The 26,530-nt window shown below is 60.4% G+C and carries 25 protein-coding genes and 1 pseudogene; 4 read left to right on the top strand and 22 right to left on the bottom strand.

Annotated elements, in window-relative coordinates; translation table 11 throughout:
• Positions 1 to 60: 60 nt before the first annotated feature.
• The 3 genes from FXV83_RS38490 to FXV83_RS38480 all read right to left on the bottom strand — a co-directional run bounded on the left by FXV83_RS38490 (position 61) and on the right by FXV83_RS38480 (position 4,315).
• Complete coding sequence (locus FXV83_RS38490; protein ID WP_148745159.1) at positions 61 to 510, bottom strand: CopG family transcriptional regulator; 450 nt, start codon at positions 508 to 510, stop codon at positions 61 to 63.
• A gap of 8 nt (positions 511 to 518) precedes the next feature.
• Positions 519 to 2,495, bottom strand: a complete 1,977-nt coding sequence (locus tag FXV83_RS38485) for a conjugal transfer protein TraG (protein WP_148745157.1) — start codon at positions 2,493 to 2,495, stop codon at positions 519 to 521.
• Positions 2,496 to 2,587: 92 nt separating this feature from the next.
• Positions 2,588 to 4,315: a relaxase/mobilization nuclease domain-containing protein gene (locus FXV83_RS38480; RefSeq protein ID WP_148745155.1), complete on the bottom strand. Its 1,728-nt coding sequence runs from the start codon at positions 4,313 to 4,315 to the stop codon at positions 2,588 to 2,590.
• Between the two features lie 43 nt (positions 4,316 to 4,358).
• On the opposite strand from FXV83_RS38480, the gene FXV83_RS38475 reads away from it, so the two are divergent.
• Positions 4,359 to 4,841, top strand: a complete 483-nt coding sequence (locus tag FXV83_RS38475; protein WP_148745153.1) for a hypothetical protein — start codon at positions 4,359 to 4,361, stop codon at positions 4,839 to 4,841.
• 608 nt (positions 4,842 to 5,449) lie between these two features.
• Here FXV83_RS38475 and FXV83_RS38470 read toward each other — a convergent pair.
• From FXV83_RS38470 to FXV83_RS38435, 8 genes are all read right to left on the bottom strand, one after another.
• Complete coding sequence (locus FXV83_RS38470; protein ID WP_148745151.1) at positions 5,450 to 5,845, bottom strand: hypothetical protein; 396 nt, start codon at positions 5,843 to 5,845, stop codon at positions 5,450 to 5,452.
• Positions 5,842 to 6,576 (bottom strand): lytic transglycosylase domain-containing protein, encoded by a 735-nt coding sequence (locus tag FXV83_RS38465; RefSeq protein ID WP_235940552.1) that lies wholly within the window; start codon positions 6,574 to 6,576, stop codon positions 5,842 to 5,844. Before FXV83_RS38465 ends, FXV83_RS38470 begins: the two co-directional genes overlap by 4 nt.
• 164 nt (positions 6,577 to 6,740) lie before the next feature.
• Positions 6,741 to 7,247 (bottom strand): S26 family signal peptidase, encoded by a 507-nt coding sequence (locus tag FXV83_RS38460; protein WP_148745147.1) that lies wholly within the window; start codon positions 7,245 to 7,247, stop codon positions 6,741 to 6,743.
• Complete coding sequence (locus tag FXV83_RS38455) at positions 7,247 to 7,711, bottom strand: DUF2840 domain-containing protein (protein WP_148745145.1); 465 nt, start codon at positions 7,709 to 7,711, stop codon at positions 7,247 to 7,249. The genes FXV83_RS38460 and FXV83_RS38455 overlap by 1 nt, the downstream gene beginning before the upstream one ends.
• A gap of 446 nt (positions 7,712 to 8,157) precedes the next feature.
• Positions 8,158 to 8,436 carry a helix-turn-helix transcriptional regulator gene (locus tag FXV83_RS38450; protein ID WP_148745143.1) on the bottom strand — a complete coding sequence of 93 codons (279 nt, stop codon included), beginning with the start codon at positions 8,434 to 8,436 and terminating at the stop codon, positions 8,158 to 8,160.
• Between the two features lie 132 nt (positions 8,437 to 8,568).
• Entirely contained in the window at positions 8,569 to 9,111 is a 543-nt protein-coding gene (locus FXV83_RS38445) for a DUF2285 domain-containing protein (RefSeq protein WP_148745141.1), read from the bottom strand.
• Positions 9,112 to 9,157: 46 nt separating this feature from the next.
• Complete coding sequence (locus FXV83_RS44595; RefSeq protein WP_235940551.1) at positions 9,158 to 9,289, bottom strand: transcriptional regulator domain-containing protein; 132 nt, start codon at positions 9,287 to 9,289, stop codon at positions 9,158 to 9,160.
• Positions 9,290 to 9,501: 212 nt separating this feature from the next.
• Positions 9,502 to 9,789, bottom strand: a complete 288-nt coding sequence (locus tag FXV83_RS38435; RefSeq protein ID WP_148745137.1) for a DNA -binding domain-containing protein — start codon at positions 9,787 to 9,789, stop codon at positions 9,502 to 9,504.
• Between the two features lie 344 nt (positions 9,790 to 10,133).
• Between FXV83_RS38435 and FXV83_RS38430 the strand changes: the two genes are divergently transcribed.
• Entirely contained in the window at positions 10,134 to 10,361 is a 228-nt protein-coding gene (locus FXV83_RS38430; RefSeq protein ID WP_148745135.1) for a helix-turn-helix domain-containing protein, read from the top strand.
• A 429-nt stretch (positions 10,362 to 10,790) separates the two neighbouring features.
• Here the strand turns inward: FXV83_RS38430 and FXV83_RS38425 are convergent, their stop codons facing one another.
• The 6 genes and pseudogenes from FXV83_RS38425 to FXV83_RS38400 all read right to left on the bottom strand — a co-directional run bounded on the left by FXV83_RS38425 (position 10,791) and on the right by FXV83_RS38400 (position 18,361).
• On the bottom strand, positions 10,791 to 11,114 hold the full coding sequence (locus FXV83_RS38425) for a DUF736 domain-containing protein (protein WP_148745133.1): 324 nt from the start codon (positions 11,112 to 11,114) through the stop codon (positions 10,791 to 10,793).
• Positions 11,115 to 11,872: 758 nt separating this feature from the next.
• Positions 11,873 to 12,796 (bottom strand): DUF2493 domain-containing protein, encoded by a 924-nt coding sequence (locus tag FXV83_RS38420; protein WP_148745131.1) that lies wholly within the window; start codon positions 12,794 to 12,796, stop codon positions 11,873 to 11,875.
• A 340-nt stretch (positions 12,797 to 13,136) separates the two neighbouring features.
• The gene (locus FXV83_RS38415) at positions 13,137 to 14,195 is read right to left on the bottom strand and encodes a DUF7146 domain-containing protein (RefSeq protein ID WP_148745129.1); all 1,059 of its coding nucleotides are present in this window, start codon (positions 14,193 to 14,195) and stop codon (positions 13,137 to 13,139) included.
• Positions 14,195 to 14,431 (bottom strand): annotated as a pseudogene (locus FXV83_RS38410) (hypothetical protein); the annotation flags it as partial. The pseudogene FXV83_RS38410 and the gene FXV83_RS38415, both read right to left, overlap by 1 nt.
• A 351-nt stretch (positions 14,432 to 14,782) precedes the next feature.
• Positions 14,783 to 16,900 carry a ParB/RepB/Spo0J family partition protein gene (locus tag FXV83_RS38405; RefSeq protein WP_148745127.1) on the bottom strand — a complete coding sequence of 706 codons (2,118 nt, stop codon included), beginning with the start codon at positions 16,898 to 16,900 and terminating at the stop codon, positions 14,783 to 14,785.
• A 267-nt stretch (positions 16,901 to 17,167) separates the two neighbouring features.
• On the bottom strand, positions 17,168 to 18,361 hold the full coding sequence (locus FXV83_RS38400; protein ID WP_148745125.1) for a DUF932 domain-containing protein: 1,194 nt from the start codon (positions 18,359 to 18,361) through the stop codon (positions 17,168 to 17,170).
• A 158-nt stretch (positions 18,362 to 18,519) separates the two neighbouring features.
• Here FXV83_RS38400 and FXV83_RS38395 point away from each other — a divergent pair, with 158 nt between their 5' ends.
• Positions 18,520 to 18,873, top strand: a complete 354-nt coding sequence (locus FXV83_RS38395) for a hypothetical protein (protein WP_148745123.1) — start codon at positions 18,520 to 18,522, stop codon at positions 18,871 to 18,873.
• A gap of 854 nt (positions 18,874 to 19,727) precedes the next feature.
• On the opposite strand, the gene FXV83_RS38385 is transcribed toward FXV83_RS38395, so the two are convergent.
• Positions 19,728 to 19,994 carry a DUF3551 domain-containing protein gene (locus FXV83_RS38385; RefSeq protein WP_148745121.1) on the bottom strand — a complete coding sequence of 89 codons (267 nt, stop codon included), beginning with the start codon at positions 19,992 to 19,994 and terminating at the stop codon, positions 19,728 to 19,730.
• Between the two features lie 405 nt (positions 19,995 to 20,399).
• Entirely contained in the window at positions 20,400 to 20,672 is a 273-nt protein-coding gene (locus FXV83_RS38380) for a hypothetical protein (RefSeq protein ID WP_148745119.1), read from the bottom strand.
• Between the two features lie 680 nt (positions 20,673 to 21,352).
• Here FXV83_RS38380 and FXV83_RS44585 point away from each other — a divergent pair.
• The gene (locus FXV83_RS44585; RefSeq protein ID WP_148745117.1) at positions 21,353 to 21,607 is read left to right on the top strand and encodes a helix-turn-helix transcriptional regulator; all 255 of its coding nucleotides are present in this window, start codon (positions 21,353 to 21,355) and stop codon (positions 21,605 to 21,607) included.
• Between the two features lie 175 nt (positions 21,608 to 21,782).
• Here FXV83_RS44585 and FXV83_RS38370 read toward each other — a convergent pair whose 3' ends face one another.
• The 3 genes from FXV83_RS38370 to FXV83_RS38360 form a co-directional block, all read right to left on the bottom strand.
• Positions 21,783 to 24,209 (bottom strand): hypothetical protein, encoded by a 2,427-nt coding sequence (locus FXV83_RS38370; RefSeq protein WP_148745115.1) that lies wholly within the window; start codon positions 24,207 to 24,209, stop codon positions 21,783 to 21,785.
• A gap of 107 nt (positions 24,210 to 24,316) precedes the next feature.
• Positions 24,317 to 24,727 (bottom strand): hypothetical protein, encoded by a 411-nt coding sequence (locus tag FXV83_RS38365; RefSeq protein ID WP_148745113.1) that lies wholly within the window; start codon positions 24,725 to 24,727, stop codon positions 24,317 to 24,319.
• 84 nt (positions 24,728 to 24,811) lie between these two features.
• Positions 24,812 to 26,473, bottom strand: coding sequence for a phospholipase D-like domain-containing protein (locus FXV83_RS38360; RefSeq protein ID WP_148745111.1), 1,662 nt, complete (start codon positions 26,471 to 26,473; stop codon positions 24,812 to 24,814).
• Positions 26,474 to 26,530 lie beyond the last annotated feature (57 nt).

Genomic DNA, 26,530 nt, shown 5'->3' with positions numbered 1-26,530 from the left:
TCAAGCGACAGGAGACGGCGCTCGAGTTCTGGCGTAGGAAAAGAAAGGATGGTCGGTCGATCAATGAGAGCCGGGATCGCCTGTGACTGGCGTAGTACTCCCAGGATCGCTTGATTCCATGCTCACTTCCTTAAGTACCGTCGATCCACTAGAAAGTCGTCGCCCCAGAGCTTCGACAAAGCGGTCGTAGCGCTCACCGCCCTTGGCACGCGCGGCTGGGCTCGACTGCTCGGGCAAGGCGGGGGTAGACGTCAGCCAGAAGCGGACGAACAATGCGATCGTCTCCAGCGTGACGCTGTCATTCCGTTCGAGTCGTTCCAGCATGCGTACGATGCGGTCGAGCCGCTTGGCTATGGCCGCCTCCCGCCGGTCGGAGTCGTCCGGCGAGAGGAATGAAGAGATCGCGGCCTCGGCGACCAGAGACTTGGGCTTGCTGTGACGTTTTGCCAGAGCCTCGAGGCTGCCGAAGATACCTCGATCGAGGTAGATGCTCAGCTGGACCTTTTTCATGGCGACGCTCAAAGCCCCATTTTGTCGTCAGGGTCGAGGCTGACAGAACGTGCAAGACCCCGCATCGAGCGCCTCATGGCCTGCGCCTGGACGACGTCGGCGTCGCCATCGTCGGGGGCGGTGTCGAACTCGTTTTCGGCAAGCGGGGCGCTGATCACCACTTCCTCATGTTGCGGCAGTTCGGGTTCGCGGCGAATACCGCCATTCGTATCCCGGGCTCTGTGCTTTAAGGTCGCGAGAAGCTCGACGGAGGGCGGAATCGGCGTTTGGCCCGACCACTCATCCGGCAGAGCGATCGGTACGGCTGGACCTGCGCCCGACGGTTTCAATATCCGGCTTTGGAATTGCGGATCCTCGTAGTACCGAACCTTGCGGGCGCGCACTGGGTGCACGCCCGAGACCATCACGACCGCCTCATCGGGCGAGAGCTGCATGACTTCCCCGGGCGTAAGCAGCGGCCGGGAGGTCTCCTGGCGGCTTACCATCAGGTGGCCGAGCCAGGGCGAGAGGCGATGCCCGGCGTAGTTCTTCATCGCCCGCATCTCGGTCGCGGTTCCGAGCGCGTCCGACACCCGCTTGGCGGTGCGCTCATCGTTGGTCGAGAACGCGATCCGGATATGGCAATTGTCGAGGATCGCGTGGTTCGGCCCATAGGCGCGTTCGAGCTGGTTCAGGCTCTGGGTGATCAGGAAGCTGCGGATGCCGTAACCTGCCATAAAGGCGAGCTGGCTCTCAAAGAAGTCGAGCCGGCCAAGTGCTGCGAACTCATCGAGCATGAGGAGCAGCTGCTGCCGCCGGCGGTTGGTGTCGAGGCTTTCGGTCAAGCGTCGGCCGACCTGGTTGAGCACAAGCCGCATCAAGGGCTTGGTGCGGGCGATATCGGAGGGCGGCACCACCAAATAGAGCGAGATGGGTCGGGGTCCGTCCACGAGATCTCGGATGCGCCAATCACATCGGCCGGTGACCCTAGCGACCACCGGATCGCGATAGAGCCCCAGGAAGCTCATCGTCGTCGATAGCACGCCGGAACGTTCGTTTTCGCTTTTGTTCAGGAGTTCTCGCGCCGCCGAAGCGACCACGGGATGAACCCTCTTTCCCAGATGCGGCGTTGCCAGCATCGCATTCAGCGTCGCTTCGATTGGCCGCAACGGGTCGGACAGGAAGTTGGCAACGCCGGCGAGCGTCTTATCGGCTTCCGCGTAGAGGACATGCAGGATCGCGCCGACGAGCAGGGAGTGGCTGGTCTTCTCCCAATGATTGCGGCGCTCGAGCGCTCCTTCCGGGTCCACGAGGATGTCGGCGATGTTCTGTGCGTCCCGCACCTCGCAGTCGCCCTTGCGGATCTCGAGCAGCGGATTGTACGCGGCACTTGCCGGATTGGTCGGATCGAACAGGAGCACCGGGCCAAAGCGGGCGCGCCAGCCCGATGTCAGCTGGAAGTTCTCGCCCTTGATGTCGTGGACGATGGTGGAACTCGGCCAGGTCAGAAGTGTCGGAATGACAAGGCCGACGCCCTTGCCCGAGCGCGTCGGAGCAAAGCACAGCACATGTTCCGGACCGTTGTGCCGCAAATAGTTGCGGCCAAAGCGGCCGAGCACGGCGCCGTCGGGACCAAGAAGCCCAGCACGCCGAATCTCCCGCGCATCCGCCCATTGCGCCGAGCCATAGGTCGTGACGTGCTGCGCTTCCTTGGCCCGCCAGACCGAGAGGAAGATGGCAACGCCAACGGCTGCTATTCCGCCTCCAGCCGCGATGCATGCGCCCTGCATGAAGATGACGGGCGCGTAGGCATCGAACTTGAACCACCAGATGAAAAACGCGGCCGGCTGATAGATTGGCCAGTGCCCGATCATGAACCAGGCGGGCCCGAGCTGCGGCTGGAAGGCCAGACGCCAGGCCGTCCATTCGGTCGCTGCCCAGAGGAAGGCGAGCACGACCAGCGAGACGACGATCAGTTGGCTCCAGACAATCTTTGTCGCGGACATGGACCAAGGCAATGCGGCAACGCCAGCTGCTGGCGCAACGGCGATCCGCTCGGCATCGTAGTCGCGCGCAGGTTGGCGCGGAGATCGGCGGGTCAGAGCGAGAGGTCGCGCTTGCGGCCGAAACTCCAATCCACCCCGCCGGGACCGGCAATGCCGCTCACCTGCCTGCCCAGTTCACGCTCCAGCGATGGTAACCAGGGCACGAGCTGGAAACCGAGGCCGTTGTCGATCATGGCGAAGCGGCCGGAGGCGAGCGATAGCCTCCGGCTGTAAACCCCCGAAACGGACTCTCCTGCCTCCGCGGGCAAATGCGCCAGCCCGGTTTCGGAGGCCAAGCGCCGCCCCACGGTCTCGAGCTCGCGGTTGCGCAGGGTGCCAATCAGGTTGCGACCGAGTGTGACCTTGTCGCCATCCCGGCTGGCGAGGCCCTTCTCTACGAGGGCGTCGATCCTGTGGTCGAGCGCGGCGCGGACTTCGGCGCCGAAACCGGCACGAGAGAAATCGGCGCCTTCACGAGCGACTAGGCGCCGGTCGAGCCAGGTCGCCCCATCCGCCGTCACCTGCTGGTCAAGATTGAGGTCTGAGCGGACAGCCAGCGCGATCCGCTGCCGGCCCCTCGTATCCTCGAACCGCCGCAGCTCCATGATGCCACCGATAGGCCCGTCGCCAGCCGCTTCGACGTCCGGCAGCTTCAGGTGATGAACGCGCCCATCGATCCCATCGACCACCGCGAAGGCCGTGCCCCTGAGCTCATCGTCAAGCCCACGTGCGATAAGGCGGCCGATCACGGGTTCGCCATGGCGTTCGCCTTCGAGTGCCCAGGATGACGGTGCGCGTGCGGCGCCATCCTTCGTGAGGCTCTTGTGCAGCCGCTTGATGATATCGCCGCGCTCCCCGAGCTCTCGCAGGCGCTGCTCCGCGTCAGCCGCCAGCACCCAGCGCGCCGGCCCGGCCGGCTCGGCCAGGCCCAGCCGCTCGAGGTTGCGCATCCTTCCGATCCGGATCTCACGTAACGGGTCGCGCGCGAATTCCCGGTCCGGCCGGAGATCAATGACCCCGTCCGCCGCCCCTGCTTCCCGGGCCAGCACCCGATCGAGCCTGGTCCAACGTTCAGCCGTCACTTCCCTGTCCAGGTTTTGGCGGATCTCCAGCTCTGATCGCGGGCCGAGTTCACGCGTGACGAGATCCCCAGCACGGGCGCGCAAGCCCCTCGAGATATAGTCCCGGCTGATGACAAGGTCCTTGCCGTCATCGCCACGGCCCCTCACGAGGACGTGGATATGCGGGTGCTCCGTGTTCCAATGATCAACCGCCACCCACTCGAGTTTGGTGCCAAGGTCGCGCGAAGCCTGATCCATCAGTTCGCGGGTGAAGGTTCGTAAGCTTTCCAGCTCAGTGGCATCATCGGGCGAGACGATGAATCGGAAATGATGCCGATCGTCCTCGCAGCGCTCGGCGAAGGCGCGGCCGTCGGCCTCATCGCCTGCGGCGTCAAAGAGCTTGCCGGGCGCTCCGTCGCGGGTGACGCCGTCGCGCTGGAGATAGCCGATATGGGCACGCAGCGCGCCTGGCGAACGCATCCGGCGCACAACACGCGCCTTGACGATGGCGCTGCGGGCACGGTTGTTGAGGAGCCGGGTCGCGGCAAGGCTCGCCGCGCGGCCACGCCCAAACGTGCTGCCATAGCTGCGGCCACCACGTGAGAGGCCGCCGGCCTTCTGCGCAGCTTTGAGAGCCTGCGCCAGGAACGGTTTTGTCCGAGCCGGGCGCGACGAGCGGATGCGGCCGGGACGGATGCGGAAATCATCGTTACCGGCCATCGTCCGCTCCGCAGGGTGTCGAAAGCTGAACGAAAATAGCGCGTTGCCGAAAGTCGCAAAGTTTGCTGGACATTGGCAATGTTTGCAGCGTGATTTGAATTTTCTGCTGATTCCTGCCCCGACCGACCGGCCGCACCTTGCGGCTTTTACCCTGCCATCGTCGGCTGGCTTCACTGTCGCACCATCTCACCCATCGTCTAACGTCTCTTGTGCTGCGACAAGGCGCTCTGATGTGCGCCACGGCTTCCGGCTCTTCGACACCAGCCATTCCCGACGGGCCATGCAGTGTTTCGCAGTCATCGACGGGATGATGTCGCTGCAGCAAAGCAGCACGGAGGCCGCCGCGGCGCATCTTTCGACCGGATCGACCAGGTCGCATCACGGGCGGTCCGGCGTCGTCGAGCTTGCAATCGAGCTGCATGGCAATAGGCAGGTCCGCGTGTATCCGGTCCTGATTCATCTGACCAACTCTATTCCGCTGTGGCGGAGCTCGATATTCAATGTCTTGCACTCGATGTGTCATTGATCTGCGAGTATCCGGGCTCAACTAAGCAGCGCTGCTAATTGGGCGCAGGCACCGCAAGCGGAGGACAGAGGTCAACCAGGCACCGGTTCGACGACGAATAAAACGGAAGATTCCGCAAGGGGCAGCGTCAGGGTGGCGCGGGTTTGCCGCCGGCACCAAGTCAGCACCAGAATGGTGGACTCCACGTTCAGGTGTTGCGCTGATCTCGCCATTGATTTGCAAATCCGCTGTTCTGTTCATGCGTTTGCCCCGAGCAGCTTGCGCTTCACGTCCGCGCGAAATGCGCTCAAGCGCGCCGGGGATGATGCTCAGTTGCTGCAGCAAATGGCGCCGTGGCCCGCACCGTATGTGTGATCACGGCTAGCCTGGGCGCGACCACCACGCTGGCTTGGCGTTGCAAGGAGCGCATGGTATCGCCAGCCATCCCACATGGAGGGTCCTTCTCCGCGCGCTTGAAACGCGAACGGCTTCGGCGAATGCAAGATCGTGTTCTCGACAAGGGAACTTGCGCTTCAAATTCCGGCGTGGGTTCAACAACGATCGCAGTCGGTAGCAGGCTGCTCCACCTAGCAGGCGTCTTGCCAAACAGCCGGTGCGAGTGAGCTATGCTATGCAATGCCGAGCACATCGATCTTGCCATTCTTGTTGCACTGTGCGCTCGTCGCCGAACACACATGCAGCGTCCCAAGGGAGATCGCCGACAAGCCGAATTTGGGCAAGTTGGGATGCACGCAAGTTGACGAGAGGCCGGAGTCGCGCTCGATCCGGCGTAGCCGTCCGAGATACGGCTTCAGGGCCAGTTTGATCACATCCGGATGTGTGATCAACATCTGCATGACCACCCTGCCCGTGTCGTTCACCAGGTAAAGGCCGGCGCGTTCATGCCGACATCCAGTCACGAGAAGAATTCCATGCGCTGGCTCGCGTTGCTCAACGTGAGACGTTTGCACCATAGGCAACTTGCCGGTCGCTTGATCGTGGGACGTCAATCCGGAGGCCGTCATCGGGATTGTGCTTCGTTTAATCGCTGCACAAACACGCCGGTCGGGTGAGGTGCGAGTGCAGATTGAGCCGCTGTAGGTGTGTCGTTTGGCGCCTCCATTGAGTGCACATCGGATGCCGATTTGCGGCCAGCCGATGAACTGCCGGGCCGCTGTACAAATATGGGCGCCTGCTGCCACGCGACGATATGTCTGGCGACTGCAGTAACGCGCACGCGCTGCTCAAGGCCAATGAGTGATGCGACTTGAGCGACGTATGCTTGCGTTTCTTCCGGAAGCGGGCGACCGGCAGCCAAATGCTCTTCGTATCGCTTCGGCCCGGCGTTGTAGGCCGCGAGGAACCCTTCAGTTCCGAAGCGGTCAAGCATCTGGCGAAGGTATGCCGTACCGGCCGTGATGTTGTCGCGCACGTCAAACGGATCGACGCCGAGGTCGTAACGAGCACTTAAGTCGACCCAGGTCTGCGGCATGATTTGCATCAACCCCAGCGCTCCCTTGGGCGACGTCGCACGTGCGTTCCAGTCGCTCTCGACCTGTATTACTGCGTGGACCCAACGCTCCGGGATCGCAAAGCGATGGGAAGCTTCGGTTATAAACGCTGCGTACGCGTCAACCGAGTTACTGCTCGACGAGAGCGGTGTTTGCACGCGGCGTGCAATTTCAGCTCCGCCGGTCGGTGGCGTTCCGAGCGTCAGCAGAACTGCGAGACCGCAAGCAACGGTCCCGCGCAGCATCGTGCGCGCTGCCGGGAACGACGGAGTGCTGCTGCGCCCGGCTCGCAACCGCCCTGGCCCGCCGGGAGGTGCGCTGAGTGTCGAGAATCTGGCCGGGACGGAGGAATGGTGGAGCAACTCGCCGGCTAGAGAAATGGCGGGCCATTGGAGCAAAGCAGGCATTGTCACTCCTCCCTGGTCCACACCGGGATCGCCTGCCCGATGACCGCCGATTTCAGCATCGGTCCGAAATAGCGGCCATCGAACGAGTCGCCCGACTGCCAGTTCATGAGAAAGACTTCGTCGTCGGCGATGACCCGGCAGCCCTGCCAAACTGGCAGCGGCCGGCCGCGGCCATCGCGCTCGCGTGCCTCGCCGATCTCGATGCTGTCGACGACGATGGTGAGCCCGGTTCTGCAGACGGTTTGTCCCGGCAGCGCCAGGAGGCGTTTGAGCATCGGTAGACCGCTCGGCAGATAACCGTTGAAGTCGAGGAAGCTCGCGAGCGGCTCGGGCGGCAGAACGGCCACGAGCTCAGTGACCTCCAACGGTCCGGGCTCTTGCAAGCGATAGAGGCCGATCGGCACGCTTGCTGAAGCGTTCCAGATGTACAATGGCGTTCCACCTTTGAGCGACGACAGAGTGAGAAGAGTGGCGCCACACGCCGCTAGAATGATCGAAATCCGTCCCATCAGAGTGTCACCCTTCGCCGCTGCAGCCACGCCTGGTGGCGGGCACGAGTGTAGGTTCGCGGGGTTTCGTTGACGGAGAGACGGTTGTGAACGTGATGCCAATACTCAGGCGCAGCCTCGGCGGGATTGATGCCAAGTGCCTCCACCGCATCGATCAACTGGAGAGCGCGCTCGACCTTCGGCCAGCCAGATAACCGCAGCAGGCTTTCGCCGCCGGGGCTGACCCAAGGCACGGTGGAATAGCGCTGCCCCGGCGCGACCGCGCGCAAAATGTCGAGGCGAGACAGGACGGTTCCGAAGTCGTTGGACGTCCAGCGCACGAACGCGAAGATGTTGCCGGGTGCGAATGAGAGGACGCGGCGCTGACGGTCGATGATCTTTTCGGCTGCGGGCTTGCCGAACCGAATTCGGTTCTCGATCCGCTTGGCGAGCCACAAGAGCTCGACGGTTGTGAGTTCGCTCACCTGGCCGCTCCGTATGGTTGAGAGAGATTTGTGGGCTGTAACGACAGGCAAGCCGCCGCTGGCAAATGAACACCAGAGCCATGGCTGTGCCGAACCGCGGTGGTGAAGCAGCGCCGCATCGGCGTTGCTGAAGCCCTGCGGGCATGCTGCCGACATCGCAGCCGAAAGGCTACGATCTCGGCGAGGTCTGCCGCATCTGGAAGGCCCGCGCCACAGATCGTCGGCACGCCGTGCTCGGTCGCGTCTGCGATGTTGATCGCGATTGCTTCCCCGCGAAGGGCGATCGGTACAATTCGCTTGGAATTCGCGAGCGAACGGAACGGATATGTCGTTAGGTCGTGTCGTCCACGGGGCACCAGATCGCCGGGAATCGCGCGAGCCAGATCAAGCTGGTCGCGTTCTGAGTGACGCCACCCGCGTGGAGAGGAGCTGCGGTTCGACATGGATCAGCGTCGCTCTTTGCCGGCATAGGGAATGGGTGTCTGCCGTTTGGCGGGCAGCACGGTGCCTTTGCCGGGATCGCTGGTCGACGTCTTGGCTCCGCGATCCACCCAGGCCTTCAGGTCTTCGATCGCGTAGACGACGCGGCCACCCAGCTTCCGGTAGATCGGACCGGTGCCGTAGGTACGGTGCTTCTCAAGCGTGCGGCTGGACAGGCCGAGAAAGCGCGCAGCTTCGGGCGTACGCAGGTATCGCGGTGGCAAGCCGGCGGTGGGATCGGGCATCTGCGAGGCTCCGTGATCGTCTGGAGCGCGACCGGGTTTGGTCGCGCATCGGCGGTCATGATGGCGGAGTAGAAGCCCTTAGGGGGATGACGAAGTTGAGGGGGTGTAAATTCGGCACCCCCTGAACGGCGCCTATTTCTTTTTCTTTCGGGAAGCTGGACGGAGTAACTTGCGATAGCCGCCGCGAATTAAGCTGCGGCCGTACTGGACCAGGCGACGCATCTGGCCGCGCAACTCGTGGGTGCTCCACTCACGTTCGGAGATGCGATTCAGCCCAAACAGGACTTCGGCGATTTCTCGATAGGTAGCTCCCTTGATCCGCGCATCCTGCGCGCGCAGAGCGAGGACCACGCGGCGACGGCGCAGCCGCGAAAGGGCGCGCAGGGGATCCCCAGGAGGCCTGCCATTTGCAGCGCGCCACAAGCGCGTGCATGCATGCGCCCGGAAATCAACGTCGCGGTCGAACAGAAATTCAATCGTATACGCGGGGGAATCGAGCGCTGGCTCCTTCAGCCAGACACGGTGCTCCACTCCCTGCAGTTGAAAAATGGCGTGCCAACCGTCTGGGCCTTGTCGGACCTGGCCTTGGCTCAAGTCCCTGAAGTTCAGGGGAACGACGTCCGCGTCCGGACCTGCGAACAGCGCGGGCCGTACAGGAACGACCGTCGGCAGCACCTCCGGCGCCCAGAAGACAGTCTGTTCGAGGTGGGACTGATCGGGATCAGCTGCGAAAAACTAACCCCCAACGCTGTCGAAAGTCAGGAGTCACGCTGGGAGCGGCGGGCGAAGAATTCTGGTGATCGTGTTGGAAATCGGCATTGCGGCGCAGACATTCCCAGGCAAGCGCGGGCATCTCCGCGTCATAAGCTCGATCATACGCATCCGACGACCTCCAATCGAAGTTAGGCATCTCGCTCCTCACCATATTGCAGATTGCATTACGTAAATTTGCGGCGCGCAAGTTGCAGGAAACGTCGGAGAGTCGTGAAGTACGAAATCATGCATCGCGTTGTGCATGCGATCGCAGTCCGAGAAGTTTCTTCTACAGATTATCGAAACGGGAGCTTAAAGATTTGGGTTTGCAGTGCCGCCTCGCAACAACTGACGATATCCTTGCTCGGACATCCATTTTGCGCGGGCCAGATGCGTGTCGAACGCGCGTCTCGCGCGATCGTGCTCTCGTTCGGGATCAATATGTAGCACGAGTTGCGCCACTTCCCGCCAATCCGCTCCTTCTTTATCGGCGTCGAGCATGCGCCAATAGGTTACGAGGTGCTGCTCGTCGTACTCCGTTAGCTTGGAATCCGTCGGGGCGACGTCAGCAACCGCGGTATCGGGAGGTGGTTTTTTCATGTGTGTAACAAATAGCCAATGACTGCAACGTTCCGACAACAACGCAAGGTCCCGACGGGCTTACTTTAGCCCCATTTTGATCGGTGCCGCCAGTGCGACTTAGTCGCAGCAGCCGGTAGGTGCTCCTCAAATCGCATCGCTGATCGCTCATAGAACGTCCCGCTGTCGGTGCGCGAAGTTTCGCGACGTTCTCCCGGCGAGTCGTGCTTTACAGTACGAGTTCATAGAGCCTCAGTTCGCGCATTACGGAACATCGACAGTGGCTTTTACAAATAGCACATCCTCGGTCGAATAGGAACTATCGTTCCTGTAACGATCGTTCGTGTTCGAGTTCCCATACTGCCATGGATCTCAAGGAGATCATGGCGGTGAACCTGCGTCGGAAACGCCACGATCTGCAAATGACGCAAGAGGAGCTAGCCGATCGCGCTGGCTTAAGTACTCGCTACGTCGGCAAAATTGAGCGCGCCGATGTTTCGGCGAGCGTCAGCGTGCTTGGAAAAATTGCTAAAGCACTGGGGGCCGAACCGGGAGACTTGCTCAAGAGAGCTGGGCACGGAAGGAAATCGTAGCCGCGAGACAGGGTTGACGGACGTTGCGCTATCGCGACGGACTGACGGCCGCCCAAATGTAGCCGTTTGCCATCCGGACTCACCTGCATACCCGGGGCGCGGTAGCTCTTTCTCTTCAAAAGCTGCCGGCGCCGTGAGCGCGATTGCGCAATTCACCATGGCAGACGTTGATCTGGCGGTTCGCACGGCAACAGCTGCAGGCGCCGTGATTCGTAACCGATCCAACCGGATCAAGCCGGGCGGCGCGCCGCGTCCGTGTTCGACCCGTTCGGCCACATCTGGGGACTCGTCGATGACAAGATGACCACACAACCCGCGGCGGTGTAAGAAGCCGTTAGCGAGCCGGCGATCTTCAAATTGATGCTTAATGCGATGCCAGCCTTACAGGAAGAAAGCCCCGCCCGTGGGCGGGGCTTGGGGAGCCGAGCTCTACTCCCCGTTCTTCCGCGGCCGCGACCAGAGCAGGGTGTAACCTTCGCCGCCCTCGTCGTCGAACAGGTTTGCGTAGATCGGCGCGTTGAAGGAAGGATCATCCAGCTTGAGCGATAGGTAATCGCGGCCTTCGTCGGAGCGCTTCGACCATGCTGCGCCGATCTCAACTCGTCCCAAGTAGACGCGGTGGCTCGGAGCGTTCTCGCTTGCGCGGTTAGCTTCTGCGACGATGCGGACGCCCTTGGCCTGCAAGCTCAGGGTGATGATTTCGCCCTGGAATTCGGAATCGCCGACTTTCTTGAAAGAACCGATTGTAGCCATTTCTCTTCTCCTGTTTTGTTTCGAGCCCGCGACCACCGCGGCCTCGATGGCGATCTAAAGGCCGAGGACGATCGGCGACGCACCCGCTTGCGGGCCGGAGCGCAGCGGAGGACGCTGTCGTGAGACTTTCTTGTCTTCCGCGAGGAATGGGCGTTAGCCCAGGGGAAGAAAGTCTTGAGCGACGGCGTTGCGGCTCAGACGATCGAGGCGCAGCCGGTCTTCGGCCAGATCAAGCCATCACAGAGGCCAGGTGGGTCCGCATGCTGAACAAAACTCTCGGGAGAAGATCTGGCGGGTCTCGGTTAGGCTATACAAGAGGTCGGAACGTTCCGGCGTAGAGAAAGAAGAAATTTGCAGGCAAACGGCGGTGTCATAGCCCAAGAAACGGGCGAGAGCGAATGTCCTTCCCAGCGTGTCTCGCGGCGGGGCGGCATCGGCACGGCATGGTCAAAGCGCTCGGAAAACGATCGTGACCACTCTTCCCTTGAGCTCGCTGGCTCCTTTCAACGCCGATCTGCGCTGATCTGCTCGACGACCGAAATGACGAAGACCATCTCTCGCGCGCGGCTGCTTGAGAACTGGCTGAGATGCAGTCTGCCGACAGCATTGAGGGCGAGCATGGTGGTGGTCCGGCTGCATGGATGTAGGGTCGTGCCTTCCACCACCACCGCGGCGCAAATTCGGACATAGAATCGAAAGCAGGCGCAGTTGCGGCATGCTCCTACTGCATCTCGGTGTGAGACGGAGCAAGATGGCGCTTACGCACCACCGAACTTCCAGACGATGATGCCCAGTCGCTTCGCCTTGTCGGCAAGATTGTCCTGGATTCCCGTGCCGGGGAAATGCATGACGCCGATCGGCAGGAGTTCGAGCATGGCGTCGTTGCGCTTGAAGGGCGCCGCCTTGGCGTGTTTTGTCCAGTCGGGCTTGAAAGCGATCTGTGGGACCTTTCGGGTCGTCGCCCATTTGGAGGCAATCAGTTCAGCACCCTTTGGCGAGCCGCCGTGGATCAGGACCATATCGGGATGCTTGGTGTAAACTTTGTCGAGACGATCCCAGATCAGACGGTGGTCGTTGAAGTCGAGACCGCCGGTGAGTGCAATCTTCGGCCCGGGCGGCAACATGACCTCGGTCTCAGTTCGACGCTTGGCGGCGATGAAGTCGCGGGAGTCGATCATCGCCGCGGTCAGCGTGCGGTGGTTGACGAGTGATCCCGATCGAGGATGCCAAATCGAGCCAGCGTGGATTTCAAAGCGCTCCGAGGCATGGTCGCGGAAGAGCTCCAGGCAATTGCGGCGCTCGACCAATGTGATGCCTTCGGCCGTCAAGCGCTCGAGTTCGACCGATCTCACTTCCGAGCCATCCTGCTCGCGCTGGCTCTTGCGTTGCGCCTGTTCGTTGTCGTCGAGCTGGCGGCGGACTCGGTCTGTGGCACGATGGAACAGATTGACTGTCGACCAGAGCAGATCGTTGAGGTCCGGTTCGAGCCGGGTGTCGCTTAGGGTCCCAACCAGGGCGTCGAAGATGTCGGCGACGGCATCAGCGATCATCCGGTCTTCCGGGAGTGGTCGCGGATCAGGCTGGTCGTCGAGTGGACGGTAGCCGAAGAGCTGCAGTTCGCTAAGGACGTGCTGGGTCGGAGATGCGGCATGCGGCGGTTCGATTTCGTCACGGTCGGTCATGAGAGGAGGTCCTTTGTCGGATCGGCCGCGCCCATCGCGGCCTTCGTGGCGATCACTCAGGCGGCGGGCGGATCGGGCCAGAACCCGAATGGCCGAAGCGGCAGTGGAGGATGGCGGAGGCCGGCTATTTTGCTTCGCGATGCAAAGGCGGTGATCTAGCCGATAACTCTTCGTGGCCTTATGAGCACCGCCGGCGGAAAATAGCCGGACGCAGCCATTGCCGGCCCGAGCCGCCTGCCGTCCGATCGCCCTCTAGAAGGCCGTGGGCGCGGCCAAGTCCGGCAAGTTAGTTGGCCTTCCGTCAGCCGTTGATCGACATCGATCGAGAGCAGTGAGCGCTCTATGCGACGGACGTCGACGAGAGCAGGAAGCGGACCACGTCCTCCGGTGCGAGCTGAATCCGCAACGCTGCTCGCAGCGCCTCGAGGCCGAAGATGTGGAGATCTTCGTTGAAGTCGCCGAGCCGTGGCGACAACGTGATCGCTTCAATGCCGGCGTCTTCTGCACGCTCGGTCAAAACTGTCTGCACGATGTCTCCGGCAGCATCGTCATCGCGGGCGATATAGAGCCGACGCAAGCCCTCAGGCAAGGAGATGGCCGAGAGGTGATTGGCCGAAAGCGCAGCAAGCATCGGCAAGGCCGGCAACACATAGCGCAGCGACAGCATGGTCTCGATGCCCTCGCCGGCAGCGAGCACATCATCAGCCACACCGAAGCGCACCGCGTTGCCGAGCAGGTCACCCATGGCTCGTCGTGGCGTGTCAATCGGAGCCTTGCCGAGCCGAACGCGGTCAAAGCCGTCCGGGTCAAGCCAGGTGCGGTGCACGCCGGTGATCTGGCCATCGAGGTCGGTGACGGCAGCGATCATCGCCGGCCAGGTCTCGGTCGGCAGATGTTCTTCGGGCCGGTAATAGCAGCGCGGGTGGAAGCGCAGGCTACCACCATGGTGGACTTGAACAATTCCACGACGCTGCAAATAAGTCTCGACCATGGTCCCTCGAGTGGGAACTGAGCTCGAAAACAGCCGTCTGGCAGCCTCCTGTGATCCTGCAGGTACTGCCGGGCGAACTGGTTTCGCGTCAGGTTCGAGTTCAGGACGCGGCAACTTGAGAAAGCGTCTCGCCTCTTCGGCGACCTCACGGAAGTCGCGCAAGCCGCAAGTTTCTCGAATAATGTCGAGGAGATCGCCGTGTTGTCCGGTCGCGCTGTCGGTAAACTTGCCGGCAGGCCCCTTTGGTGATTCCTGAAGCCGCACGAACAGCGAGCGGCCCGGGGTGTTGTGGACATCACCAACCACCCAGTATCGCCCGACCCGTCGGCCGTTGGAGAGATAGTGGCGGCACACCGCCTCGGCCTCGCGTGCGAGGCGGCGTGCCAATTCGTGGGCGTCGCGGGCCATCACGCAGCCTCCCGCTCGCCGATGCGCTCAACCGGATAGCGGTCGAGCACCTTGGCCAGGACTTCGACGCCACTCGCATCCGTCGGCACGAACATGCGCAGCTTCCAGGAGATGATCTCCCCAAAAAGCCCATAAGCGCGCAGGCGATCGCGCATTGTGTCATTGAAGCCGGACAACTCGATGCGGTATGCCGCCATAACCGGGACGCTCCGCAGTTGCAGACGCTCGGCCAGGACGAAGGCAGCCTCCATGGCGCCGCGCAGGACAGCAGCATCGATGCGACGGCCGCGTTCGAGATCGATCAAAAGCTGTCGCGCAGCTTTGAGGAGAGCGGATGTGGTAGTTGCAGAGGTCCGCATCGGGAGCGACTCGGCGGCGGTGCCGCTAGCAAGAGATTCGGTCATGGGCAGGATTTCTCGGGAGAGCGGGAAGGGATCGAACCGCCCGGCGCTCTCCTTTAGACCGGGACGGCTCAAACCCTTCCCGGCGGCCTCTGCCTCTAAAGTCGCCGCCAAGAAAATGGGGACCTGTGCTGCACACCGGTCCCCAACACGGCGAGACGGACGGAGCCGTCCCTCCATCAAACGTCATTCAGCCGCGTCAAGCTGTTGCCAATCGTCATCATCCGCGACATCTGCCTCTTCCTCATCGCTGAGGAATTCGGGCAGCGGTCCGGCTTCACCATCGTGCTCCGCCGGTGCCGGCGCGATGTCGACGAGACGGAGCTGCTCCGGCAGCCAACCGGAACCATCGAGAAGGCGCTCGGCCTCCTTGGCCATATCCGACTTTTTTAGATGGTCGAGCAGGTGCGCCGACGACTCGCCCTTCGCTTCGCGAACGGCCTCCAGAATTCGAGGTTTTGTCACCCGGCCGAGATAATTGTCGACAGTTGGTTTCCAACCGGCCTGGACCATATCGAGACCGACGGCGCGGGCCAGGATATCGGCCTGATCAAGACGAGCGCGAACGCCGTGGGCCGAGACACGGCCCTGATTGTAGCGGTTCGCCGGCTCGTACAGCGCGTTGACGGCAAATGACGCACAGTGGGCAAACAGGGAAGCCTGAGCGTTACCGTCCAACGCGGTGAGTGCCTCCCAGAGCTCCGCCTCGTTCTTCGGAAGCCGAGCCTTCCAACCCTCGTGCCGCGCCTCGATGGCCTTGGCCGACACGCTCTCCTTCAGACCGGTGGGCTGGGCTGCAAAGGTCGGCGTATGAAGTCCGATCTCCAGGCAACTTTTCGATGATGCAAACCGGTAAAAGGTCGTCAGCACGAAGTTGTGCAGCACCCCCTGGAACGTGATCGCCGGATTGTCTGCCAGCGCATCACGCAATGCCAGCGTCCGGTGGGCCGTCAAGTCGATGATGAGCCGATCCGGCAAGGGTTTTGCCGCGTCCTCCTCATCCTCCTCGACTTCAGGGGGCTGACCGGCGACCGAGATCACCGCGCGCGGCACGGAAGCTCCGACCTCCTGCCCTTCGGTCGACGATGTCTCGACGTCCTGCCCGATGTCCGAATCTGTCGCTGGCGCCTCGTCCTCGGGGCGGACATAGCCCCGGTCGACCGAGAGCCGCCCCTCCGAATCGATGCTGACGAAAACGCCGGCTCGGGCGATCTCCGCTGGATCATAGGTGACAGGCCGCTCTTCGAATGCCAACAGTGCCGCCTCGATCTCGCTCAGACGCTGATCGACCTCGTCAGGCAGTTCGTCGGCCTGCTGATAGTCGAATTCGAGCTTGGCTTGCTCGGCGTTCAGCGCGTCGATCGTCGCCTGCTCGTCGGCGGTGAGATCGACGGGCTTCCCTTCAAGTTCACGCAGGCCGTTCGCATGGCCATAGGGGAAGTCGACGGCCACCGAGAGCCACTTCCACCCCTCTGCGGCAATCGTCTCGGCTTCGGTTTTGAGTTTTTCCGTGACGATACGGTCGAGCAAAGCGACGTCCTGAAGCCAACCACCGTCGTCGTGCTCGAACAGGTCACGCAAGATGCTACCGCCGGCCTGCTCGTAGGCATTGAGCCCAACAAATTGCGCGCGGCGATCGGATGCACGAACGGTGTTTTCGGTCAGCATGCGCCGGATCTGATAGGGTTCATCGTAGCCGGAGCGACTGACGCTGGCCCAGATTTGCTCCTGTCTCGCCTGATCTCCTGTGACGGAGAATGCCATCAGCTGCTCGAGGCTCATGGAGTCATCGGCATAGACCTCGTGCAGTTTCGGCGACACTGATGCCAGGCGCAATCGTTGCTTCACGACCGCCGCAGTGACAAAATGCCGAGCGGCGATTTCCTCCTCGCTCATGCCGCGTTCGCGGAGCGTTTGGAAGGCGCGGAACTGATCGAGGGGCGAAAGCCCCACGCGCTCGTCGTTTTCAGCAAGCGAGTCATCCTCGGCAATGCCACCTTCGCGCACGACGCAAGGAACAGGCTGCGTCTTCGCCATGCGCTTTTGCTTCACGAGGAGCTCAAGGGCGCGATAGCGCCTGCCACCCGCCGGCACCTCGAACATGCCGGTCTCATTCCCTTCCGCATCCACGACAGCCCGAACGCTCAGACTCTGCAGCAGAGTCCGGTGCGCGATGCTCTCGGCCAGTTGGTCGATGGAGACGCCCGCCTTCACACGGCCGACGTTCGATTGGCTGAGCACGAGCTTGTTGAAGGGAATGTCGCGCGAAGGGGACAGCGAGATCTTTTGAACGGCTTTCGTCATTTTTGCTTCTCCACGACGGGCGGCCAAGAGACTCTCTCTCGCCTTCCAACCCATCGACCGAAAAGCACCCCTCCTCTCGCTCTCGCTTTTCGGCAGGGAATGGAGATGCCTGCGGTCTGCCGCGCTATCGGCTAGGGCCGTCGCGGGATTGTCGGCCCGCGACGGCGTCGCATTACGTCCTTCCGAGAGCGCAGCGCCACCGAGCCCGCGAATCGGAAAGGGCAGACGCACCAGGACGGAGACTGAAAATCCCCGGCATGGCGCAAATCACGCCACCCGGTCGAGCAACTTCTTGGCCCTGGCCTCCATGTCCAGGCGGGCATCCTGATGCGCCTTGTCGCGCGCGACGGCGGTGATGCCTTGGACGAAATCGAAGATGCTTTCAGGCGGGCGGCCTTCCTCCGCCAATACTGCGTCGATCACTTTTCCTGTCTCGGCCTTGGAGAAGCCGCGGCGGCGCAGAAACTCGGTGCGATCCTCGTCGCTGCGTGCCACGATTCGCTCGCCGGCGGCCTTGATGCCATTGACGAAGGGCATGGGTGAGGAGTTGGCGAAGTTCAGCAGCGCCGGGGCCGCCTCGTGAGCGAAGCGGGAGGCCGCGTATTTGGAATGGCGGATGGTGATCTCCCCGAAATCTTCAACGCCCCACAGATTCCGGTTTTGGCAGACCGCGCGGAGATAGAAGCTCGCCATGCCGAGGGTCTTCGCGCCAACTTCCGAGTTCCAACAATAGAAGCCGCGGAAATAGAGGTCGGGCGAGCCATCCTGGAGACGACCAGCTTCGATCGGATTCAGGTCATCGACCAGGAAGAGGAAAACGTCTCTGTCTGATGCATAGAGGGTCGTGGTGTCCTTGGAAATGTCAACACGGGGATTATAGATCCCGGTTGACCAATCGAGCACACCCGGGACCTTCCATCGCGTATCGCCTGTGCCATTGCCGGCGATGCGCTGCACGGCCTCTACCAAATCCTGGTCGTAAATCCTCCCATAGTCAGGGCTGGTGACGGCGCGCAGCTGAACGCGCCTATCCTCGGTCTCCAGCGTTTTGATCTGTTCGACGCGACTAGCGGTCAGGCCATATTGCAGGTTGATGCCTGCAAGTGCCGCAGGGAGCTGCCGCAGGTAAGCGGCGGGAGCGCCAACCTGGCTTGCAAGCTGGCCGAAGCTCCAGTGGGTCGGCGCGACTGGCGTGTTCGAGCCGGGCAGCATCAGGGCCAAGCGCTCTGGGTCGGCACGGTTTGCTTCGACCTGGATGAGCGCGCTTTCGACCACGCGCGTCCGGCTGCGGTCCGTGCGATCGCGCACCGTGCGGGCGAGTTCGTTGAGCGACAGATAACGCTCATCTGCGGGGCGGGAAAACCACTCCGAGGAGACCCGACCGACGCGCTCGCCGCGGTTCACATCCACTCTGTAACCGCCACTGGCGTCGCGGCGGGCATCAAGAAGCTGCGTATTCATGGGAGCAATCTCCATGACGGGCGCCGGAAGACTCTCCTCCGACCCTCAACCCGTCACGGCCAACGCCGCTCCACTCTGCCTCTCCTGCCTCCTCAATCGCCGACGCCCACGACATTTCGCTGCCGCCGCAGCTTCCGTCAGGGATGGAAGCCCGAAGGGTGAAAACCCGGCAGACCGCCGGGGTTTCAGCGAAGCCGACAGCCCGGTCCCGACAGGGAGACGCCCCTACAGGAGATGTCAGGTCCTGCTCCGCCTATGCCAAGCTCTCCTCATCAACGCGACGAGCAGCATTACGATCATCAGTACTGATTCCGTTCGCCGATTGGATGAGGGACCCTATTCGCGATCACGACTGCTCGCGCGAGCGCATCGAAACCCGAGCAAAAGCCGATACCTACTTTGACCTGAGAACGAAAGCGACGCTGTTCAAGGTCGCCGAATATGATCGGGTAGCCGAACGAGCCAAGCATTGGCAAACGACGGACGAGTTGAAAGACCGGGGCCGGAAATGACGGCAAAGAAATGAATGACTATGAGACGAACCGCAGCGATTTACCGGTCGATGATGACGTCTAGTGATCGGACTATTCGTCCCCGACCGATTCTGAGGTCTGGATGTCGCTGCCGAATTCCCATCACGGCGCTCAGCAACTTGGCTACCTCATCGGAATGTGCTTCCGCCAAGTTCGTGGCGGACGCGGTCACATCGCTCGTCCGCTGCAGGACCGGCCCCGTGGCACGCCAGTGACAACATCATACTCGGCTAGCCTGTTGCCAGATTGTCGGGCTTTGGAAAGAGCATCGCGACCAATCTGTTTGAGGCGGTCAGATCTTATCTCGCCTGTGGCCGCGGCTTCCAGAATTTTCGAGGCGACATGGGTGCGAGCACCGGTATCGTACCGGGAAAGATCCTTGCACACCTCGTCGAGGACCACCCGTAGGAGGGCAGTGGTAGGGGCATCCAACATTTGGAGATCTCCCTCATTCTCTAGCAGGTAACGCAGCGTAGATTTCGCGTTAAGAGCGGCACGTGAAAAACTACCCCAAGCCGTATTGTTATGAGGTGACTATGGAAGAAGAAGCTGACAAGGACGCAACAAGCAGATGTCTTTTTGTTGCTTTCTCGTCGTTTTTCCTTGAATTGAATTAAAGGCCGAACGAGCGACTGCGCGTGACGCCGGTGAGCTACAGCGTACAATCGTTGCTGCTTCGCGTCCCGATGCACCTTGAGGACTTCGTTGCGAGCGCTCTCGAACGGGGGACGTTCGGTCGAGCGGAGGTCCAAGGTCCCTCAACCTTGCACGGCAGGTCCATTTGTATGAGCAATACTCAGACTTATGTCCCGCTCACGCTTGACGATCACACATCAGTGCGATTGTCCTGCCTGTCGCTGGAACGCGTAGATCGGATTCATACCGCAATAAGCGTAGGTGCCGGATGCAGTGGCCATGCACTGATCATAGGTCGAGAACTGGCAATTGCCCGGATATCCCCAGGTACGTCCCTGTAGGCAATAAACGTCCTGCCGAACCGGAAGAATGTATGAACGACCCCGCGGAGCGGCGGTCGAAGACGATTCAAAGCCGGCGAGGATGGGAAATGCAAGCAGACCGATAAACAGAAGATTGCGCATGACACCTCTAGCCTCCGTTAAGTCTTGCTGAAGGATAGCTGATCCGGACTTGATGTTTTGATCTTAGTCAATGGCAAATAGCCGGTCGCCGATGCACCTTTCGAAAGAAACCCGAACGCGACGGCTCCCCGAGTCCGAGCGGAATTCCTGCCGTTTAAAGATAGGAACGCATCTTTCCCGCGTGACATTTGCTTGCGCTGCGGAAAAACGCCTAGACCAAACAATGTACCGCGCTTGAGAACTCGCGCTCCGGAATGAGCCGGTTCTGGTCGGCCGTAAGTCTGTGCCGACTTATCAATGGCTGAACCGGCCGAAAATGAACGTCCCTCAGGTTTGCGGTCGAGCGCAGTTGCTTGAGCTGCACAAGGGAACTAGCAGAACTCGTGAAGGGTACAACGAGCAGCTCTAAGATTTCGTGATCGGCCTGATCCGGCGCAGCAGTGAATCGGCGTATTGCTCGCGCTCGCGCATGAAGCGCTCTTGATGCGCTTTGAAGCTCTCGACGCGCTTCCTGATCTCATCGCGTTCGCTGGTGCCATAATCCAGCACACTGAGGCCACCCCGCTCGTCGATTTCTATCGGCTGAGACGGGGGCCGCTCGATCTCCACCTTGACCGATTTGGCGAACGCCATCGTTTCAGCGACGAGCGCATCGAGTTCGCTCTTCCAATCATGCACTGACGCACCCCCCGCGCAATAACCCCGCCACGCTAGACAGGCCAGTGCATCACAAGCCAGGCTGCGACAATAGCGCAGAGGCCGATTGCCAAATAGGGCAGCCCAACCCTCATCCGCTTATCCTCGAAAAAGGCCGCCGACAATTTAGCCGGCGGCCCTCCGGGTTCAAAATTGTTAATCGTGAATAAATGCAGTCCAGCCCCGGTGGTAGCCATCCTAGACTCAAAACGCGCCGTTTTCTAGTTTTGCCGTTCAGGAAGCTTAACGAGGTTGATTGCGGTTTCCGCTCGGAACAGGGTGCGGCGTTCGGAATCCCCGCCGCCCTCTTCCAAATCACGTGCAATCAGCCCGGACCTGGTTTCGGGTGGCTCGCCCGCTTAGCTGAGCCGCCAGATCGAGCCCGATACTGGGCTACTGCTTCGTCCGGAAACCTTAGCAGCATGCACGATTTTCGACTTCAAGGTCGTCACCTCCGCGGACAACCATCCCCGGCGTTCGCGCTCCTCGTCGAGGCTCGCCGCACATAATTCCTTCTTCTATCCGGTAGCAACCGTTTTCTCGACGAGGGCAATTTCCGCTTTTACACGGACGGCCGTTCCATCAGACAGTGCATGAGCATGATTGGGCGCTCTGTAGCTTCCTAAATGTGATCGACGTGTGGGCCCACCTGGGGGAAGTTGATGTCCGACAGAAGATTTCTAACGGCCGAAGAGGTCTCTGAACGATATCGTGGCAGCGTTTCAGTTGGCACTCTTCGAAATTGGCGAGCGATGAAGATCGGTCCGACGTTCGTGAAGATCGGCAAGGCTGTTTTGTATCCAGCGCATGAACTTGATGCCTGGGATCAAAAGAATACGGTGACATGCCGAGCGTCAAAGGGACTGGACGTGGATACAGGGAGCGTTCGTGTCGACTCCTGCCTACCTAACGATTGACGAAACTATAGTGCGATACGGCGATCAAATTTGCGAAGGCGCATGACATAACTGGCAATCAATGCAAATCGGACCACGTTCGCGTAAGCATCCTGATGACGATCCTTCAAGACTCCAAGGATATCCTTGGGACCATTCGACATGCGCGACGCGCGGGTTTGAACTTGCCGTGCGCCTAATTCGTTTGCCCGCGCTGGAGTTCCTCAACGACACGCGTTAGGACGTTGATGTTTTCCTGGTTGCAAAGTTCGGCATCCAAGACGCGTTGCGCGAGAGGAGAAAGCCACCAACTCATCACCGGCTGAGGGAGTGTGATGCTAGTAGCCTTCTTTCGGTCGGGCACATCGATGCACCAATTCGCCTCGTTAGGCCAACGGGTAACAAACGAGCTACGGGTTACCCGAACCGGGAACAAGTTATCTCCAAGATCAAGCATTCTTTCGAGCGCCGCGCCCTTGTGACCGGCCCTCAGTCGGAGCAGCGTATCCAAGGGCTCCTCAAACCAAGGCAAGAGGCGCTGCCACGTTCCTTGCTTCGGTTCCTCAAGCTCGGCTGGAAGAACGTATTGCTGCAACGGATCGTGACGCAGGCGCCCGGCGCGAACACTGGCTTTAAAAAACCAAGGTTCATTGGTCAGATAAAGCACCAGAGGGTTCAAACCGCGCTTCTGCAGGAACGGCACCAACCTGGTCAGCGTGTCAAGGCCGCTGTTATCGTAGTAGCCACCGTCGACAATGTGATCTGTTTCGAGATCGCGAAACTCATTCCTGAAACGCAAAACACCAGCCGGAGAAATAACCGGGAAACGCGCGCTCAGCACCGCGGCGGTTGACAGCCGAACGTCGTGAGCTTTCTCAAGGCCTTCGTTCTTGCACGCCGCGACCGCATCCGCGGCCGGCTCCTCCTTCGCGAATGGGTTGGTGGCGTACATCTCGAAGAGATTCTGGACGGAAATGAACAAGCGGTTGCAATTGGCTGAAGAGATTCCGGTTTGAATATCGGAAATCAGCGTGGGCCGCCCCGTGTCCATCGATGTTGCATTCAGCAGAAGCAAAGGCAGCCAATGCCCGGGCCCCTGCGACAGGTAGCCGAAGGGATGGCAGAGTCCCCGTTCATCTTCCCTACCTTGGCAGGGTGAACGCGTCCCGTGAACGACATAGTTGTAATGTCGCTCGATTGATTGTTCGAGCAAAACGGCACGATCATGGGGCGCAACCAAGCCGAACGGGTCGCGCCAGACCAGACCCACAACAGCCGGGATCAGGTAATCACCTGATGTTAGCAATTGGAGGCAGGCCCGCCAGCTTTCCGCTGGATTGCGCGCGGGATTTTTGTGGCCTTCATTGGCTCCGAACCACAATGGGTCGATGTGGCGACAAGGTGGATGGCGATCCGAAGACTCGGCAAGCGCGGTCCGCACGGTTGCCAAGCCGACCGCCCCTCCCGAGACACCCGATAGCGCAAACAGCGACCGGCGCATATCGACTGCGCTGTTGTTAAGATCGGTTGCGTCGATCAACGCTCCAAGGACCGTCGCCGTAAAGAATGCAGCACGGCTTGCCCCACCTTCTGCCGCAACCAGTAAGGGCCGAGGCGTGCATTTCGCCAATGGGTCGATGCAACCGTTGACAACCTTCCATCGGTCGATCGCGTCTTCGAGCAGTCCCTGGCGATCAACGCCGGGCCCGTGACTCTTGGCTTCTGTAAGTTGCGCGTTATCCCAATGCCGCGTCTGATACAGCCGCACATCATGAAATGTTGGAAGAAACGCTGATATCGTCCCGACTACGACCACTACCAGGCCGATGGCCCATTTCATTTTCGCTTGAAGCATCATGACGAATTCGAACAGCAGAACCCAGCTTCCTGCCAGTATTGGAATAAGCGATGCTCGCCCCAAGTACATGGGCAGAGAATGTGGCCAACAGACTGTCGCTACAAGCAACGTCGTTGAGACCGCGCACGTGATCAGGAAGCCACGTTCGGAAATACGGTAGGCAAGTCTTAAAGGCAAAAGCCAAGCGACCCGAGTTCCATCCGGATTCCATCTCGCAGTCATGGCTTTCGAAATGCGACGGGCGTTCACGAGAAGGACGAAAAATACCGCGCTCAGGCCGACAAGAACGGCGAGCGCGGTGAGTTGGCCGAGCGCGTCGCCGATCTCCGGTATAGCATATCCGGAGAAGGGCTCATCCTGATTTGACTCGAACTCCAGTTGCGCGTTTGTGGGCGCGTACCCAAAACAGCGATGTAACTGGTTGACGTCCGAAATACGGGAGCAGGAAAGAATGTCGCGCCTCAAGAGACTGATGCTAAGAAGTACGGCGATAAAGGGCAGCAGCCCCGCGATAAGCGGAGTAGCGAAACTAAGTGACCATTTCTCATTATGTTCAAGGTTATTGACGCGCCGAATCGAAGAATAGAGTGGAAGCGACCATGCGGTCAGCAGAACAGCGCAAAATTCTAGATGCCCAAGGACTCCCGACCGCTCAAGAAACAGTTCCCGGGCTTCTCCAGGCAGGAGAAGTAGTGAAACGCCGACGATAATACTCAGGAAAGGAAGTTTAACTTTCCATAGCCGTCCAACCAGCCAGTAAACCATTGAGGTCAACACGTCGCCAGACGCATAGCGAAGATTCGATGGCGGCCATCCGCGCATAAAAGGGCCCATCCGAACTTAGCTAACATTGGTGTTCACACGCGATACCGCTACCTGTTGAAGAGCGTCCGCACCGCCTCGCCCGTCAGCGCAGCGGCGCCGGTTGATTCCAGAAAAGCGGTTGCCTGACTGTTTCCAAATTTTGAATAGCGGATGCGGAGAGGCTTCTCGTTGCGCAAGATATTCAACAGCGTGTCGAGCAAGCTGATCGGCGCATCCATAACCACATAAGTCTTGTCGCTGTTCAGGTGTGGCTCACGCGGTGCGGTTTCTGTGACGTAGATGTATCCGACAATCTGGCTGCCGTTAAGCAGTTCAATCCACCCCCACAGTTTGTTGTCGCTTCCGTTCGATAACGTCAGCTTGTGAGCATTGAAATCGAAGCTCTTGTTGTCGTCGGCGCGAGCGACCGACCAGAGACCTATCCACAAGCAAATCAACACAAGCAATCGCTTCGACATGTCTCCTCCAATCATTACGAGACCAGGTTAGGGCAGAATCAAGCCGATCAAGACTACGAAGCCAGACGGCGCAGGCCATCCGGCTTAACGCAGCCAGAATGCCAAGTCGCGCTCCCGCGATCCTCCAGCCTTCCATTCCTTCAGCGACTGAAACAGAATGTCTGGATTGCCGCCTTCGCCAAGAAATGCTCGCCACGAGTAGTGATCGTAAACACCCTGGATGTGCACGGCGTAAGCTTGTGCCAGAAGCCGATTACCGCGGACGATAACTATATTCTCGTCGTTACTCTTTGAAGCTGAATCGGAAAAGTTGTGCGAGCCCGTGACAACCGCACAGTTGGCCGAGAATGGATCAACAACAATCACCTTTGAATGCACGATGGCATTCAGCCCCGCCGGAAAGAACATGCGGCGGTTAAACTCTTCCTTTGCCCAGGACGGCAGGTTGTCCTGCGGCAATCCGTCGGGAAGCAGCGTTGAATCGCGAAATTGCTTTTCCTCGCCGCGCCGAATGACACGCGCGCCGTGCGCAATAATGGTGCCGTTCGCGGTCTCACGTACATCCGAAACAACACCTCGGACATAGGGCCCAACAGAACCCTGGCTGCGGATCAGAAGGGCGTCCAGCAACGGCGATTGGCCCGGCGTAAACATCAGGAAAAATAAACCGTCTTCGGCCTCATCAATGAGCTTTTTCACAGGCTTGAATTCGGCTTCACCGGATGTGGCCGCGAACGCAACCGAGACCGGACCATCTGTTGTCCAACGGGCGTTTTCCCGCTTAAGTTCATCAGGCATATCATCGCCTGCGCCGACGAGATCATGCCATTGCTTGACAAAGCGCTCGGCAATCTTCGGACGTTCAGTCACGAAGACGTTGTTGAGCTGAGTGCAAAGCCCCGTAGTCGTCCAGTTTGTGCTTCCGGTCAGGACGCGCACCGCCTTTCCCGTGCGCGGATTCCCTTCGACGACAAATTTGTTGTGCACGCTCGGCGAAGATCGACCGGCCCGGGACAAATCGCGCTCGTGAACGGTTAGCTCCGCACCGGCGAGTTCGTCAACTACGCCCGCTTTCGTGGAGCTTCCATTGCCCACGATAACATTGCCGCGGCTTCCAAAAGCCTTTAGAGCATCGATCAATTCCTGATCGTTCAATTCGTACAGAGCGGCATAAATCTCGTTCCCGCGCCGATCAGCGTCAGCGAGGTACGAGAGGATCTCGTGTCGGGCATGCCCGGATAGATATCGACGTGCTGGAAATCCGGGAGTGCTGAGGCGGGCCTTGAACCGCTTTAGTGTCGCGACACTGATGTCGTCACCCACAAAGCGGCTGACGATTTGCGACATAATGGTGCCGCGATTGAAGTACGCCGAAACCCCGTCGCCGGCGTCCGCGGTCGGGCTGACGGGTGGCGTCCAGTCGCTCGCAGCTTCGGAGACAACCGCGAATTCTGACCCGCTCTTGCGCATGGGCGTGACCCGGTATTCCACCTGGTCCGCGTTATCGACGCGATGGTCGGTCCAAATGCAGCGAAGCAACGGCGATCGGTCCGATGAAATACCTTCGGGCGGGACTGCTCCTTCGCCCACTTTCGCGGGAATTCGGTTGTTGATGACCCTGGTCTCCCCCGTCATAGTATCTTGTATTTCGAGCATGAAGCCGACCCAATCGTCGGCCCACGCGTCGGGTCGCCACGCGATTAACGCGTCGTCTTGGTTCGCATGAACCGTAATGGTAATCCCCATAATACGCTCCTGCTGTTGACTTGATTGAAAAAGCTCGTTCCGAGTGACCGGTTAACG

The organism is Bradyrhizobium hipponense (genome assembly GCF_008123965.1).
Classification (GTDB): Bacteria; Pseudomonadota; Alphaproteobacteria; order Rhizobiales; family Xanthobacteraceae; genus Bradyrhizobium; species Bradyrhizobium hipponense.
Note: the sequence above shows the minus strand (reverse complement) of the source record. Positions and strands in the feature narration are given on the sequence as shown.

Coding starts and splice junctions, on each gene's coding strand:
- FXV83_RS38485 (WP_148745157.1), bottom strand. CDS start 2,495: ATGTCCGCGACAAAGATTGTCTGGAGCCAACTGATCGTCGTCTCGCTG.
- FXV83_RS38460 (WP_148745147.1), bottom strand. CDS start 7,247: ATGGGACGGATTTCGATCATTCTAGCGGCGTGTGGCGCCACTCTTCTC.
- FXV83_RS38435 (WP_148745137.1), bottom strand. CDS start 9,789: ATGAAAAAACCACCTCCCGATACCGCGGTTGCTGACGTCGCCCCGACG.
- FXV83_RS38490 (WP_148745159.1), bottom strand. CDS start 510: ATGAAAAAGGTCCAGCTGAGCATCTACCTCGATCGAGGTATCTTCGGC.
- FXV83_RS44595 (WP_235940551.1), bottom strand. CDS start 9,289: ATGCCCGCGCTTGCCTGGGAATGTCTGCGCCGCAATGCCGATTTCCAA.
- FXV83_RS38450 (WP_148745143.1), bottom strand. CDS start 8,436: ATGCCCGATCCCACCGCCGGCTTGCCACCGCGATACCTGCGTACGCCC.
- FXV83_RS38405 (WP_148745127.1), bottom strand. CDS start 16,900: ATGACGAAAGCCGTTCAAAAGATCTCGCTGTCCCCTTCGCGCGACATT.
- FXV83_RS38385 (WP_148745121.1), bottom strand. CDS start 19,994: ATGCGCAATCTTCTGTTTATCGGTCTGCTTGCATTTCCCATCCTCGCC.
- FXV83_RS38370 (WP_148745115.1), bottom strand. CDS start 24,209: ATGGTTTACTGGCTGGTTGGACGGCTATGGAAAGTTAAACTTCCTTTC.
- FXV83_RS38360 (WP_148745111.1), bottom strand. CDS start 26,473: ATGGGGATTACCATTACGGTTCATGCGAACCAAGACGACGCGTTAATC.
- FXV83_RS38480 (WP_148745155.1), bottom strand. CDS start 4,315: ATGGCCGGTAACGATGATTTCCGCATCCGTCCCGGCCGCATCCGCTCG.
- FXV83_RS38415 (WP_148745129.1), bottom strand. CDS start 14,195: ATGGCCCGCGACGCCCACGAATTGGCACGCCGCCTCGCACGCGAGGCC.
- FXV83_RS38425 (WP_148745133.1), bottom strand. CDS start 11,114: ATGGCTACAATCGGTTCTTTCAAGAAAGTCGGCGATTCCGAATTCCAG.
- FXV83_RS38470 (WP_148745151.1), bottom strand. CDS start 5,845: ATGACGGCCTCCGGATTGACGTCCCACGATCAAGCGACCGGCAAGTTG.
- FXV83_RS38420 (WP_148745131.1), bottom strand. CDS start 12,796: ATGACCGACCGTGACGAAATCGAACCGCCGCATGCCGCATCTCCGACC.
- FXV83_RS44585 (WP_148745117.1), top strand. CDS start 21,353: ATGTCCGACAGAAGATTTCTAACGGCCGAAGAGGTCTCTGAACGATAT.
- FXV83_RS38400 (WP_148745125.1), bottom strand. CDS start 18,361: ATGAATACGCAGCTTCTTGATGCCCGCCGCGACGCCAGTGGCGGTTAC.
- FXV83_RS38365 (WP_148745113.1), bottom strand. CDS start 24,727: ATGTCGAAGCGATTGCTTGTGTTGATTTGCTTGTGGATAGGTCTCTGG.
- FXV83_RS38430 (WP_148745135.1), top strand. CDS start 10,134: ATGGATCTCAAGGAGATCATGGCGGTGAACCTGCGTCGGAAACGCCAC.
- FXV83_RS38465 (WP_235940552.1), bottom strand. CDS start 6,576: ATGCTGCGCGGGACCGTTGCTTGCGGTCTCGCAGTTCTGCTGACGCTC.